The organism is Levilactobacillus zymae DSM 19395 (assembly GCF_001434115.1).
Lineage (GTDB): Bacteria > Bacillota > Bacilli > Lactobacillales > Lactobacillaceae > Levilactobacillus > Levilactobacillus zymae.
Map to the genome: position 1 here is coordinate 156,234 of NZ_AZDW01000013.1, position 13,474 is coordinate 169,707.

The 13,474-nt window shown below is 54.9% G+C and carries 15 protein-coding genes; 11 read left to right on the plus strand and 4 right to left on the minus strand.

Annotated elements, in window-relative coordinates:
* Nucleotides 1-34: 34 nt before the first annotated feature.
* Nucleotides 35-862 carry a pyruvate, water dikinase regulatory protein gene (locus tag FD38_RS02355; RefSeq protein WP_057730796.1) on the minus strand — a complete coding sequence of 276 codons (828 nt, stop codon included), beginning with the start codon at nucleotides 860-862 and terminating at the stop codon, nucleotides 35-37.
* 179 nt (nucleotides 863-1,041) lie between these two features.
* Here FD38_RS02355 and rpsU point away from each other — a divergent pair, with 179 nt between their 5' ends.
* Complete coding sequence (gene rpsU / locus FD38_RS02360; protein WP_057730797.1) at nucleotides 1,042-1,230, plus strand: 30S ribosomal protein S21; 189 nt, start codon at nucleotides 1,042-1,044, stop codon at nucleotides 1,228-1,230.
* Nucleotides 1,231-1,273: 43 nt separating this feature from the next.
* Here the strand turns inward: rpsU and FD38_RS02365 are convergent, their stop codons facing one another.
* Complete coding sequence (locus tag FD38_RS02365; protein WP_057730799.1) at nucleotides 1,274-2,287, minus strand: zinc-binding alcohol dehydrogenase family protein; 1,014 nt, start codon at nucleotides 2,285-2,287, stop codon at nucleotides 1,274-1,276.
* 151 nt (nucleotides 2,288-2,438) lie between these two features.
* Between FD38_RS02365 and FD38_RS02370 the strand changes: the two genes are divergently transcribed.
* From FD38_RS02370 to glyS, 9 genes are all read left to right on the plus strand, one after another.
* Nucleotides 2,439-2,885 carry a GatB/YqeY domain-containing protein gene (locus tag FD38_RS02370; RefSeq protein WP_057730800.1) on the plus strand — a complete coding sequence of 149 codons (447 nt, stop codon included), beginning with the start codon at nucleotides 2,439-2,441 and terminating at the stop codon, nucleotides 2,883-2,885.
* A 61-nt stretch (nucleotides 2,886-2,946) separates the two neighbouring features.
* A complete protein-coding gene (locus FD38_RS02375) occupies nucleotides 2,947-3,426 on the plus strand; it encodes a GNAT family N-acetyltransferase (RefSeq protein WP_057730801.1) in 480 nt (159 codons plus the stop codon).
* Between the two features lie 103 nt (nucleotides 3,427-3,529).
* Complete coding sequence (locus FD38_RS02380; protein ID WP_057730803.1) at nucleotides 3,530-4,516, plus strand: PhoH family protein; 987 nt, start codon at nucleotides 3,530-3,532, stop codon at nucleotides 4,514-4,516.
* Nucleotides 4,516-5,004: an rRNA maturation RNase YbeY gene (ybeY, locus tag FD38_RS02385; protein ID WP_057730804.1), complete on the plus strand. Its 489-nt coding sequence runs from the start codon at nucleotides 4,516-4,518 to the stop codon at nucleotides 5,002-5,004. The genes FD38_RS02380 and ybeY overlap by 1 nt, the downstream gene beginning before the upstream one ends.
* The gene (locus FD38_RS02390) at nucleotides 4,982-5,386 is read left to right on the plus strand and encodes a diacylglycerol kinase family protein (RefSeq protein ID WP_057730806.1); all 405 of its coding nucleotides are present in this window, start codon (nucleotides 4,982-4,984) and stop codon (nucleotides 5,384-5,386) included. The genes ybeY and FD38_RS02390 overlap by 23 nt, the downstream gene beginning before the upstream one ends.
* A gap of 12 nt (nucleotides 5,387-5,398) precedes the next feature.
* Entirely contained in the window at nucleotides 5,399-6,304 is a 906-nt protein-coding gene (gene era / locus FD38_RS02395; RefSeq protein ID WP_057730807.1) for a GTPase Era, read from the plus strand.
* 70 nt (nucleotides 6,305-6,374) lie between these two features.
* Nucleotides 6,375-7,163 (plus strand): DNA repair protein RecO, encoded by a 789-nt coding sequence (gene recO, locus FD38_RS02400; RefSeq protein WP_057730809.1) that lies wholly within the window; start codon nucleotides 6,375-6,377, stop codon nucleotides 7,161-7,163.
* Nucleotides 7,164-7,448: 285 nt separating this feature from the next.
* Entirely contained in the window at nucleotides 7,449-8,375 is a 927-nt protein-coding gene (gene glyQ, locus FD38_RS02405; protein ID WP_057730811.1) for a glycine--tRNA ligase subunit alpha, read from the plus strand.
* Complete coding sequence (gene glyS, locus FD38_RS02410) at nucleotides 8,375-10,450, plus strand: glycine--tRNA ligase subunit beta (RefSeq protein WP_057730812.1); 2,076 nt, start codon at nucleotides 8,375-8,377, stop codon at nucleotides 10,448-10,450. Before glyQ ends, glyS begins: the two co-directional genes overlap by 1 nt.
* A 74-nt stretch (nucleotides 10,451-10,524) precedes the next feature.
* Here the strand turns inward: glyS and FD38_RS02415 are convergent, their stop codons facing one another.
* Complete coding sequence (locus FD38_RS02415; protein WP_057730814.1) at nucleotides 10,525-11,061, minus strand: TetR/AcrR family transcriptional regulator; 537 nt, start codon at nucleotides 11,059-11,061, stop codon at nucleotides 10,525-10,527.
* A gap of 256 nt (nucleotides 11,062-11,317) precedes the next feature.
* Nucleotides 11,318-11,788, minus strand: coding sequence for a hypothetical protein (locus FD38_RS02420; RefSeq protein WP_057730815.1), 471 nt, complete (start codon nucleotides 11,786-11,788; stop codon nucleotides 11,318-11,320).
* Between the two features lie 318 nt (nucleotides 11,789-12,106).
* On the opposite strand from FD38_RS02420, the gene dltD reads away from it, so the two are divergent.
* On the plus strand, nucleotides 12,107-13,393 hold the full coding sequence (gene dltD / locus FD38_RS02425; protein WP_057730817.1) for a D-alanyl-lipoteichoic acid biosynthesis protein DltD: 1,287 nt from the start codon (nucleotides 12,107-12,109) through the stop codon (nucleotides 13,391-13,393).
* Nucleotides 13,394-13,474 lie beyond the last annotated feature (81 nt).

Here is a 13,474-nt window from a genome sequence, read left to right on the forward strand (position 1 = left end):
AGAAAAATTCCGGTGGGGCCGTTAAGTTTAGATTTTAATCTTCCAGGGGATGCGGAATCAAATCGTAATCCACGCTCTCCATGATCAAGGTTGCCGTTTCTTCGATGGACTTGTTGGAAACGTCGATGACCAAGCAGCCAATTTTCTTGTAGATCTTTTGGGCGTAGTCCAGTTCCTCTTGAATCTTACGGGTATCCGAGTAGGCACTGTCGGCGGGTAAGCCGTAGGAGATCATGCGTTCCTGACGAATCTTACGCAGAATCTCGGGTCGGTTGGTCAGACCGAAAATGCGCTTGGGGTCGACCTGCCAGAGCTGGTCGGGCAACTGGGTCTTGGGTGAGAGGGGCAGGTTAGCCACCCGTAGATTCCGGTTGGCTAAGAAAAGGGACAGCGGTGTCTTGGAGGTCCGGGAGACCCCCAGGATCACGATGTCGGCCTTGAGCAGGCCGGTGGGGTCCTTACCATCGTCGTAGGCCACGGCAAATTCCATGGCGGCGATACGGTCGAAGTAGGTGTCGGTCAGGTTGTGGACCAGCCCGGGAACCCCTTCTGGTTTGAGACCGGTAGCGGATTCCATCACGCGCATGGCGGGTTGGATGCAATCAAAGTGCTGTAAATTATTTTTTTGAGCAAATTCCCGAACGTGCTGACTGAGCTGCGGATTAACTAACGTGTGAAACAACATGGCTTTTTGCTTCTTGGCCAGGTTTAAGATCCCCTCTAAAATGGAATCGGTCTGGATGAACGGGAAGCGTTGGTAACTGACGTGAACGGACGGGAACTGCGACACGGCGGTCTGGGCCACGGTTAACGCGGTTTCGCCGGAGGAATCGGAAATGACAAAAATTGTGATCGGTGACATCGGCTTAGCTCCTCTACGGTTTTTCTTTAGTTTACTCCCTGCCGGAAAACGGTTCAAATTTTATTTAAAAGCATTATTGACGCCGTTTGGGTGTTTATGTATAATGGTTAAGAACCGTAACGCTGGTAGGAAGATTCCAACCGGCGTCATTACTTGTGCTCGGAGGGAGGGAATTTCAAATGGCAAAGACAGTCGTTCGCAAAAACGAGTCTTTTGACGACGCTCTTCGGCGCTTCAAACGTACGGTTTCCCGTAACGGTACTTTACAAGAATACCGGAAACGTGAATTTTACGAAAAACCAAGTGTGAAGAAAAAGTTAAAGTCAGAAGCAGCGCGTAAGCGTAAAGCTAAGAAGCGTCGTTTCTAATAAAAAATCTCTGATGTTTAGGCATCAGGGATTTTTTTGTACGCTATTTTTGTAAAACGACCTTGCCCATCATGTGATGACTGCCGACTAACTTATGCGCGGCCATCAGGTTTTCGGCGTTAATGGGTTGAATGGTTTGGGTCAGGGTGGACCGTAACGTCCCGTCGTCGAGCAGTTGCCGGATCTCCTCGAGAATCTGGTGTTGACTGATCATGTCCGGCGTCTCGAAGTACGATTTGGTGTACATCCACTCCCAGGCAAACGTGGCCCGCTTGTCCTTTAACGCCCGTAAGTCGATGGGGGTGTCGCTGCCCGTGATCGACACGATATGGCCGCTGGGTTTGATCAGGTCGACGATTTCGTCCCAATGCTGGTTGAGGTTACTGAGTTCTAAGACGTAGTCGACGTATTGGTGGCCCAATTCCCGAACCTGGGGCACCAGGTCCTCACGGTGGTTGACCACGGCGTCGCTACCGTGGTCTTGGGTCCACGCGCTGGTTTCCGGCCGGGACGCCGTGGCGATAACGGTCAGCCCCGCCCAATGAGCCAGCTGGGTGGCCACGGAGCCGACGCCCCCGGCCCCGTTGATCACCAATAACGTTTGGCCGTGGTTGTCGGCGTGCGGGTCGATGCCCAGTTGTTCAAACAGCGCCTCCCAAGCGGTCAATGAGGTAAGGGGCATGGCCGCACTCTGCGCCGGCGTCAACTTGGTGGGAGCGTGCCCCACGAGCCGTTCGTCGACCAGTTGGTACTCGCTGTTACTGCCGGGGCGTTTGAACGATCCGGCGTAAAAAACGAGATCGCCGGGGTGAAACAGCGTGACGGCGTTGCCCACGGCCGCGACGGTCCCGTAAGCGTCCCAGCCAATCACGGTGGGGTGCTGCGGGTCTAAGGGGTCGTGGTTGCCCCGGACGGCCAGGTCCACGGGATTGACGGAAACGGCCGTGACCTGAACCAGCAGGTCATGGGCGTGCGGGGTGGGCTGGGGTAACTCGAAGTCCACCAAGCCGTGCGGATCGTCTAACGGTAAATGTTGCGTATAACCAATTGCGTGCATACCAAGTAAGTCCTTTCTATTTGTAAGGATACCGAACCGTTTTTAGCGTACTCAGTTTACGGGGAAAACGCAAGTCTCGCGGGTCGAAACCTGACGGACTGGGGAATAAGTAGTAAACTAATAAAGTAACTTAATTTAGGAGGAATTCAACATGAGTTTAGAAGCCCAACTGAACACGGATTTAAAGACGGCCATGAAGGCCCACGATAAATTGACCTTAAACGTGGTCCGGATGATGAAGGCGGCCCTGACCAACGAAAAGATCAAGCAGGGCCACGACTTGACCCCCGACGAGGAATTAACGGTGGTTTCCCGGGAACTCAAGCAACGCAAGGAATCCCTGGACGAATTCCAAAAGGGCAACCGGGACGACTTGGTCGCCGGTGTCAAGGCCGAAATCGCCATCGTGGAAAAGTACGCGCCTAAGCAATTGAGCGCTGACGAAATCACAAAGATCGTCACCGACAGTATTGCCAAGGTCGGGGCGACCGGCATGGGCGACTTCGGGAAGGTCATGGGCGCCGTGATGCCGCAAGTTAAGGGCAAGGCCGACGGTAGCCTGGTCAACCAGACCGTTAAGGCACAACTTAACAAATAAATCGTGAAGCCACTGCCGGGCCCGTTGCCCGGGGTGGCTTTTCTGGTGAGGAGGGTGACGAATGGCGTTACAGTACGAACGTTTTCAGACGGTCAGCCCGGCGATTCGGGCCCTGCTCTTGCAGGCCGACCCCGAGTGGGACCAGGTGATGACCTATTTGCCCCAAAGTACCGGGTTGACCCTATTTTGGCAGCGAGAACTTGTCGGCGTGTTGGTCCTCACGGTGCGGGCCCACCGCGTCTTAGAAATCACCAATCTGTCCGTGGTACCCGCGAAACAACGGCGCGGGATCGGCCAAGCCGCCATCCGGTTTGCCCAACAATGGGGCAGCGAACACGGGCAAACCACGTTACGGGTGGCGACCGGCAGTACCAGCCTGGGGCAACTCTACCTGTACCAAAAGTGTGGCCTGCGGATCGTGACCGTCGAACCGGATTACTTTACCCGCCATTATGCACTGCCCATCTGGGAGAACGGGTTACGCCTCCGCAACCGGCTCATTTTAACGCAAGCGTTGTCCCCGGAGAATCAGGGCAGCTAACTCCCGGCGGATTTTAACGGTCAATCCTTTTACAATCCCCGGTGGTATGCTAAAATTCAAGTATCAGTACACTTAATTTTTTAAGACAAAGGAGCAACTGTATTTGACTGAAAACGCGATGATTGAAAAAGAATATATCTTGGAGCATCCGGCCGACGAAGCGGCCCTGTTGGGTGCACAAGATCAATTTGTCACTTTACTAGAAGAGGGGCTCGCCGTCACGATTCGGCCCTTCGGCAATTCAATCAAAGTTGCGGGTGACGCCACCGCGGTTGACCGCACGCTCAACATCTTACGGAACATGAGCGCGCTTTTGGCCAAGGGCATTCGGTTGAACAGTGCCGATGTCGTGAGTGCCATGAAGATGGCCGAACGGGGGACGCTGGAGTACTTCCAGGATCTGTACACCGAAACCTTGATTCACGATGCGAAGGGCCGCCCGGTGCGGGTCAAGAACTTCGGGCAACGGCAGTACATCGACGCCATCAAGCACAACGACATCACCTTTGGCATCGGCCCAGCCGGGACCGGGAAGACCTATCTGGCCGTGGTCATGGCGATTGCGGCGCTCAAACACGGTGACGTCGAAAAAATCATTTTGACGCGGCCCGCCGTGGAAGCCGGCGAGAGCCTGGGTTTCTTACCGGGGGACCTAAAGGAAAAGGTCGATCCGTACTTGCGGCCCATCTACGATGCGTTATACGCCATCCTCGGCGCCGAACACACCACCCGGTTGATGGACCGTGGGGTGATCGAGATCGCGCCGCTAGCCTACATGCGGGGGCGGACGTTAGAATCGGCCTTCGTCATCTTGGATGAAGCGCAAAACACAACGAATTCCCAGATGAAGATGTTCCTGACGCGGTTGGGCTTCGGTTCGAAGATGATCGTGAACGGGGACATCTCGCAGATCGACTTGCCCCACAACGCCCAGTCCGGGTTGGTGCAAGCCCAACACATTTTACAAAACGTGGGTCACATCTCGTTTGTGACCTTCAGTGCCGATGATGTGGTCCGGCATCCCGTCGTGGCCAGCATCATTAACGCTTACGAAGCCAACGATACTAAACCAAATGGAGCTAAGAAATAATGGATTTAGAGATTTACGACAAGACCCAAGCCGGCGTACCGGCCAAGCACGTGCAGATGATTCAAGACGTGTTACAGTTTGCGGGGGATTACCTGAAACTGGCGGACAATACCGAAATGTCGGTCACGCTGATGAATAACGAAGACATCCACCGGATCAATAAGCAGTACCGGGGCGTCGACCGGGCGACCGACGTGATCAGTTTTGCCATTGAAGACGACGAGGCCGCCGATGACGACTTCCCGTTGGTCATGGACGACGAACTGGCGGCCGAGATCCCCGAAAACATCGGCGACATCTTCGTGTCGATGGACAAGGTCAGTGAGCAGGCCGAGTACCTGGGCCACTCCTACGAACGGGAGCTCGGGTTCTTAGTGGTCCACGGGTTCTTACACCTGAACGGCTACGATCACATGGAACCGGCGGACGAAAAGGTCATGTTCAAGCTGCAAGCGGACATCTTAGATGCCTATGGCCTCAAGCGATAAGCCGACCCGTCAGACGGGCAAGAACCGGGCATTTCGCCAATCCCTCGGGCACGCCGTTGACGGGTTAAAAGCCCTGTACCGTTACGAACGCAATTTTCGGAAGCACCTGCTGGTGGGGAGCCTGGCCATCGTTGCCGGGGTCATTTTACGGTTGACGCTCAACGAATGGCTGTGGTTGACGCTGGCCATCTTCTTGGTGCTGATTGCCGAGACGCTCAACACCATCGTGGAGGCCGTGGTCGACCTCGTGGTGGGCCAGACCTACCACGACCTGGCTAAACGGGCCAAGGACGTGGCGGCGGGTGGCGTCTTACTGGCGGCACTATTTGCCGTGGTCGTCGGCTGCTTAGTGATGTTACCGGCGCTCAGTCGCTGGTTTTAAGGAGAAAAAGTTATGGATAATCCAAATTACAAATCGGGCTTCGTGGCCATCGTGGGTCGGCCTAACGTGGGGAAGTCCACGTTTTTAAACCGGGTCATCGGCCAAAAGATCGCCATCATGTCGAATACGGCGCAGACCACCCGGAACAAGATCCAGGGGATCTACACCACCGATGATGCGCAGATCGTGTTCATCGATACGCCGGGGGTCCACAAGCCCAAGACGGAGCTGGGCGATTACATGGTCAAGTCGGCGCTGTCCGCGTTGAACGAAGTCGACGCCATTTTGTTCATGATCAACGCCGCCGAAAAGCGCGGGGCCGGGGATAACTTCATCATCGACCGTTTGAAGAACGCTAAGGCGCCGGTCTACCTGTTGATCAACAAGATTGACCAGATCCACCCCGACGACTTATTAAAGGTCATGGACCAATACAAAAAGGCCTTGCCTTGGAAGGCCGTTTACCCGATCTCGGCGCTGGAAGGCAATAACGTCGACGAATTTCTGGGTGACTTGGTGGACCAGATGCCACACGGCCCCCAGTATTACCCCGAAGACCAACTGACGGACCACCCCGAACGGTTCGTGGTCAGTGAACTGATTCGCGAAAAGATCTTCATGTTGACCAGAGAAGAAGTGCCACACTCTGTGGCCGTTGAAATCGAAAGCATGAAGACCCAAAAGAACGACCAGGTCCGCATCGAAGCCACGATCATCGTGGAACGGCCGACCCAAAAGGGCATCATGATCGGTAAGGGGGGCAGCATGCTCAAGAAGATTGGGACGCTGGCCCGGCAAGACATCGAACACCTGTTGGGGAGTTCGGTCTACCTGCAACTGTTCGTGAAGGTCCAACCCGGTTGGCGCGACAAGTCCAGCCTGTTGAAGTCTTACGGTTACCGCAAGAGTGATATTTAAAACTAATCGTTAAAAAACGGTGCTCGCGGGTCTGACCGGTGAGCACCGTTTCGTTTGAGGGAGGGATTCCATGGCCCATCACGTCGCCGATTTTCACGGCATCCTGCTGTTTCGGCGAGATTACGCCGAACGGGACTACCTGGTTAAATTTTTGACCCAGGAGTTTGGCAAAAAGATGTTTTTGGTCCGCGGGGCCAAGAAACGCGGGTTCAAGATGACCGCCGATATCCTGCCGTTTACCGTGGGCAGTTACATGGGCGACATTGCCGACACGGGGTTGTCCTACATCCGCACGCCCCGGGAAACCAGCCAGTTTCAGGGCATCGGCGAAGACATCTTTAAGAACGCCTACGCCACCTACATCATGAGTCTGGTGGACGTGGCCTTTCCGGATAGCCAACCGCTACCGGACTGGTACCACCGGGTGTACCGGGCACTGGAACTGATCGACGAGGGCCAGAACCCGGCCATCGTGACCAACATCATGGAGATTCAATTGATGCCCGCCTTTGGGGTGGCGCCGCAGTTACAGGGCTGTGCCATTTGCGGTCGCACGGACCTGCCGTTCGATTATTCGGAAAGCTACGGGGGCCTGTTATGTCAACAGCACTGGGCAGCCGACCCGCACCGGTTACACCTGAGTCCGCGCACGGTCTACTACCTGCGCCAATTCTCGGTGATCGACCTGGATAAGGTCCACCAGATCAAGGTCAAGCCCAGCACCGAACACGCCCTACGGCAGCTGATGGATGAAATCTACGCGAGTCAAATCGGGGTGCACCCTAAGAGTAAACGCTTCTTGGACCAGATGCAGTCCTGGGCGCCACGGTTACAAAAGCCATCGGTCAATGATGATTGACAAGACTGGTTGAGACGCTTATGATTAATCACAGTTAAATAAGTCGGCAAAGATGAATGAATAAGTGTCAGAATTAACGACCTAGCGACTTCGGGACGGTGCAAGCCGAAGCGTGATTCTGAGACGTTGGCGCATTCGGAGTCGTTTCCAAGTAAGCTGCTAGTCGGTGACTAGAAGTAGGGTGGAACCGCGAAATTAATTCGTCCCTACGTGAATCTTTTTAGTGTAGATTCGCGTGGGGACTTTTTTGTGTGCTTATTTAGATCAATAAGGAGGAACGCATCCATGACAGAAAAACTGTCCATGCAAGCGATTATTTTAAAGTTACAGCAGTACTGGTCCGCACAGGGCTGCATGCTGATGCAAGCTTACGATACCGAAAAAGGGGCCGGAACCATGAGTCCGTACACGTTCTTACGGGCCATTGGACCAGAACCCTGGAACGCGGCGTACGTGGAACCTTCTCGGCGGCCTGCCGATGGCCGTTACGGGGAAAACCCTAACCGGTTATACCAACACCACCAGTTCCAAGTGGTCATGAAGCCGTCTCCCGATAACATTCAGGAACTCTACCTGAACAGTTTGAAGGAACTGGGCATCAACCCCCTCGAACACGATATTCGGTTCGTCGAAGATAACTGGGAAAACCCATCCATGGGTTGTGCCGGGGTTGGTTGGGAAGTCTGGCTCGACGGGATGGAAGTCACCCAGTTCACCTACTTCCAAGTCGTTGGGGGCCAAACGGTGGATCCCGTGACCTCCGAAGTCACCTACGGGTTGGAACGGTTAGCGTCCTACATTCAAGACGTGAACTCCGTGTTCGACCTGGAATGGGGCGACGGGGTGAAGTACGGGGACATCTTCAAGGAACCCGAATACGAACACTCTAAGTACAGTTTTGAAGAAAGCGACCAAGCCATGTTATCGCGGCACTTCGACGAATACGAAGCGGAAGCCAAGAAGCAAATCGCTAACGGTCTGGTGCACCCGGCCTACGATTACGTGCTCAAGTGTAGCCACACCTTTAACCTGTTGGACGCTCGCGGCGCCGTTTCCGTAACGGAACGGGCCGGCTACCTGTCCCGGATTCGGAACATGGCCCGGTCAATCGCCAAGGCGTTCGTGGCCGAACGGAAGAAGCGCGGCTTCCCGTTGATCAAGGACGACGCCTTACGGCAAAAATTATTAGCGGATTCTGAGGAGGCAAAATAATGGCACACACATTTTTACTAGAAATTGGGTTAGAAGAAATGCCAGCCCACGTGGTAACGCCAGCCATCCGGCAACTTCAGAAGCGCGTTGCCGATTACTTGAAGGACGAACGGATCAGCTATGACACCATCAAGCCGTTCTCGACGCCCCGGCGGTTAGCGTTAGAAATCACGGGCTTGGCCGACAAGCAAGACGACATCAGCGAATCCGTTAAGGGTCCGGCCAAGAAGATTGCCCAGGACGCCGACGGTAACTGGACGAAACCGGCCATCGGGTTTACCCGCGGTCAGGGCCTGACGCCCGACGACATCGTCTTCAAGGAATTTAAGGGGACCGAATACGTTTACGTCGATAAGTTTATCGCCGGTAAGCCGGTCGCCGAAGTCTTGGCCGGCTTACGCGAGATCATCATGGCGATGACCTTCCCGACCATGATGAAGTGGGGGACTCACCACTTCGAATACATCCGGCCGATTCGTTGGCTGGTGGCGTTACTGGATAGCGACGTGATTCCGTTTAGCATCTTAGACGTTACGACCGACCGCTTGACGCGCGGCCACCGGTTCTTGGGTAAGGAAATCTCCTTAGCCACGGCGGCCGATTATGAAGAAGCGTTGACCAGTGAATTCGTGATCGCCGACGCGGACAAGCGTAAGGAACTCATCAAGAAGCAGATTGCGAAGATCGCGGCGGACCACGACTGGACCATTAACGTTGACGCCGGTCTTCTCGAAGAAGTCAACAACTTAGTCGAATGGCCGACCGCCTTTGCCGGCAGCTTCGACGAAAAGTACCTGACGATCCCCGAAGAAGTCCTGATCACGTCCATGCGGGACCACCAACGGTTCTTCTACGCCCGGAACCAGGCCGGCAAGTTGTTGCCGAACTTCATCTCCGTGCGGAACGGCACCGACCACGACCTCCAAAACGTGGTGGCGGGGAACGAAAAGGTCTTAACGGCCCGCCTGGAAGACGCGATGTTCTTCTACAAGGAAGACCAGAAGAAGACCATTGCCGACTACGTGGAACGGCTGAAGAGTGTCAGCTTCCACGATAAGATCAGTACCATGGCCGAAAAGATGACCCGCGTTGAGGCCATCGTGACCGTCTTAGCCACCCGGTTAGGCTTGAACGACGCGCAGACCAAGGCCGCCGTTCGGGCTAGTCAAATCTATAAGTTTGACTTAGTTACCGGGATGGTCGGTGAATTTGCCGAACTCCAAGGGGTCATGGGTGAAAAGTACGCCTTACTGAACGGCGAGGATCCCGCGGTGGCCCAGGCCATTCGCGAACACTACGAACCAATCTCGGCCGACGGGGCCTTACCGACTTCCGTGCCGGGCGCGGTCTTAGCCTTGGCCGACAAGTTCGACAGCATCCTGACGTTCTTTGCGGCGGGGATGATCCCGAGTGGGTCCAACGACCCGTATGCCTTACGGCGGCAAGCCACGGGGATCGTGCGGATTGCAACGGACCAGAACTGGTCCTTACCGGTGGCCAACCTGGCCACGGCCTTCATTGCGGCGGAAGAAACGGCTCACGTGGCTCCACAACTGGACCAAGCCAGCCAGATCGACGCGGTCGTGGACTTCATCAAGGAACGGGTGCGGAAGATGCTGCGTGGTACCAAGGTGCGTCACGACATCATCGACGCCGTCTTAGGTGGTAGTAGCAGTGACATTACCGACCTCTTCACCGCAGCGGACATTTTGACGACCCACGCGGCTGACGAAAACTTCAAGGCGGTCATCGAATCGTTGACGCGGGTCATCCGGTTGTCACAAAAGGCACCGAAGGACATCGCCAGCGTGACGATCGACGCGAACAAGTTCGAAAACGCCAGTGAAGGGGCCTTACACCAAGGGATTGACGACGTGGCTCAGGCAGCGCCGCAAGGCTTAACGGCCCTGTATGCCGCCTTAGTCGCCGTTCAACCGGCCATCGCGGACTACTTCGAAGCCACGATGGTCATGGCCGACGACGAGGCCGTGCGGAACAACCGCTTGGCCGAATTGACGCGTTTAGCTCAATTGGCCTTAGAATTAGGCGATTTGGACCAATTAGTGGTGAAGTAAGTTAAACTGAATGCAGTTAAAAATCGGACCGTGACCCGGCTAGACTGGGTCACGGTCCGATTTTTGTGTTGAGATTAAGGTTGTGTTGGGAGTTGCGGCAGTTCTCGCAGCAAAGTTTGGGCGACCGTGGCGGGCGGTTCGGGCGTTGCTTGGGCCAGCCACGTGTTGAGGGTGGTCCACAGCCCCCCGATGAGAAAATTGGTGAGGTAGGGAGTTGCCGCCGGGTTTAGCCCCAAGTCCTGCGGGGTTAGAGTGACCCGTGACTGGGTCAAAAGCCCCATAAAGAGATTTTGCTGGATGAGTAAACGCAACCGGTGGCGTTCGGGCCACCAGAATTGGAAGAAAAAGGTCATGGCGGTCTGGAGATCGGCGGTGGCGGTGAGCTTTTCTCGGCGGACAACTTGGTACCGGCGCAGACTTCGGTTGCCGTAGAAGGCCAACAAGTCATCCTTATTGGCGAAGGACCGGTAAAAGGTGCGCCGGGCGAGTTGGGCCTGGGTGGTCAAATCCGTGACCGTGATTTCACCGTAATGGTTGTCGGCAAGCAAGGTAAATAACGCCTCGACCAGTAGCTGACGCGATTGTTCGGCTAAACGTTCTTGTCCGTTCATGAGGGGACCTCCTGTCACAGGTGTTACCTGTTAGCGTTTAAGATTAGTATACCCGAAAAGCTGGCAAGTGTCACAGATGCGTCACGAGGACGCATTTGTGACCGGTTAACGGTAGCTCGTCACGTGATCAATGATGGAATGGTTAAAATATTAATTATTAAATAAAATACTTTAACTAAAAAATTAATATCAACCCAGTGGTTCAAGGGCCACCAAGCGAAAAAAGCGCCCCCCAACGAGGGTGAGCGCTCCGAATTTAGCGGGTCAGTTGCTTGAGGGCGACGACTTTGAAGGCGGGTTTCGTCACGTATTTGGCATAGCCCTTGTAGAAGTGTAGCTGGTGCTTGGAGACGACCTTGACTTGGTAGGTCAGCCGTTGACCGTCGAATTGGACCGTAGATCCCTTAGGCGAATATTGGATGCCACTTAACCGGTAAACGTGATGACCCAGGGCTTGGTACTTTAACTTTTTTAAGCCGTACCCCGGTAGTTTGGCGTAGGTGGCTTTAGCGTTAGTGGCCTGTAATAAGTTCCCCGTACTCTTAGTCGCCGAATAAGTGATGTAGGCCTTGTTGTCGCCGGCCCCGTTATGGTACCAAGTTTTGCGTAGACTCTTGGGCGTCCCCGCATGCCAGGTCAGCGTCTTCGCGTTGGCTTGTAGCGTGGTTCCCGTCCACACGGCAGTGCCGAGCAGGAGGGTTACCCCTAGTCCGTTGATTAATTTCATGATGAAAAACTCCCCGTAGATTAGCAGCTTTTTCGGTCGTCAGGATTTGGACCCCGTTAAGTATACCAGGAATACCGACCACGCGATAGGCGCTAACTAGCGGGCTGACGGGGGACCGACCGAAAACTGAAAAAAGATTTAAGGTTAGGTGGGTGACTTTGCAAACCACATGCCCCGTGCTAACCTTAGAAAGGGAATTCGCCTAGGACCGATAACCGTGAGATGTGGGGGAACGGGGACCTGGGCACGAGGGGGAGTTAGCAAGTTGAAGCAATTACAAAGCAAGCTAGTCGCGACCAAATCAGGGGGGCGGGACTAATGGGTAAACGATTACTACAGGTTCTGGGTCCCGTCTTATTGGCGGGAATTTTAGTGTTGGTCGTGCTATTTTCACCGGGAAACTTTGGCCTCAAACACGTGGGGGCGGGCACCGAAAAACGAGCGGCGGTATCGTTGTCCGCCAACGTTTTAAAGGGCGAGCACATCAAGCAGGCCGCCTTTCAGGGAAACTACGTGCCCTTCATGGGGTCGTCCGAATGGTCGCGGTTTGAACCGACCCACCCGGCGGTCTTGGCCCAGAAGTATCACCGCAACTACCGGCCCTTTTTACTCGGGGCGCGGGGCACGCAGTCGTTGACCCAGTTTTTGGTGATGCAAAACCTGCAGGGCACCCTGAAAAATGGCCGGGCGGTCTTCGTAATCTCGCCGCAGTGGTTCGTCAAGGACGGGATGCGCCCGGACGCCTTTGCCTTCTACTACTCTCAGCTGCAGACCGTGGAATGGTTACTCAAGGACCGGCACAGCGCCATGGACCGCTACGCCGCCCAACGGCTGTTACACCTACCGGGAGCCAAATCAGATCAGCTGTTAAAGGCGGCGCTCCACCGTACGGCGACCGGCCGGGCACTGACGGCACATCAGTTATTCTACTTAAAACTTAAACGGCAGTTACTGACGCGTGAAGACCAGTTCTTCTCGAGCGTCAACCTCCCGTCGCTTAACTCGGCGCACGTGGCGCAGCAGGCGGCGTTGTTACCCCGTCACGAGTCGTATCGGGCCTTGGATCGGTTGAGTGTGCGCTTGGGGCGCGAACAGACTAGCAATAACCGGTTTGGGATTCGGAATCAATTCTATAATCAAGGGTTGAAGAAGCCGGTTCGGCAGGGCAAATTGCGCGGTTTTCAACGCGACCTCGACTACACGCGTTCGCCCGAGTTTGCGGATTTTCAGTTAGTCTTGGATCAGTTTGCCCGCTTACACACTAATGTTTTATTCGTGATCCCGCCGGTCAACGCCAAGTGGGCCCGTTACACGGGGCTTTCGACGACGATGCTCCGGCAGTTTGACCGCAAGATTCGGTACCAGTTGCAATCGCAGGGGTTCACCCACGTCTGTGACCTGAGTCGTCAAGGCAACGTGCCGTACTTCATGGCCGACACGATTCATTTGGGCTGGCGGGGGTGGCTGGCCATGGACCAACGGGTGAAGCCGTTTTTGACCCAACCGCAGGCGCGCCCGCACTACCAACTGAATGATCAATTCTACACGCAGGCGTGGCAACAGCTACCACCGAACCGACTAACCCAATACGCAACACAACGTTAATTAGTGAGGCACCCGGATCGTTTAGCCGGATGCCTTTTTAGGTGGATAAGAGTCGCGGAATCTGGCACTCTTTTGATAGAG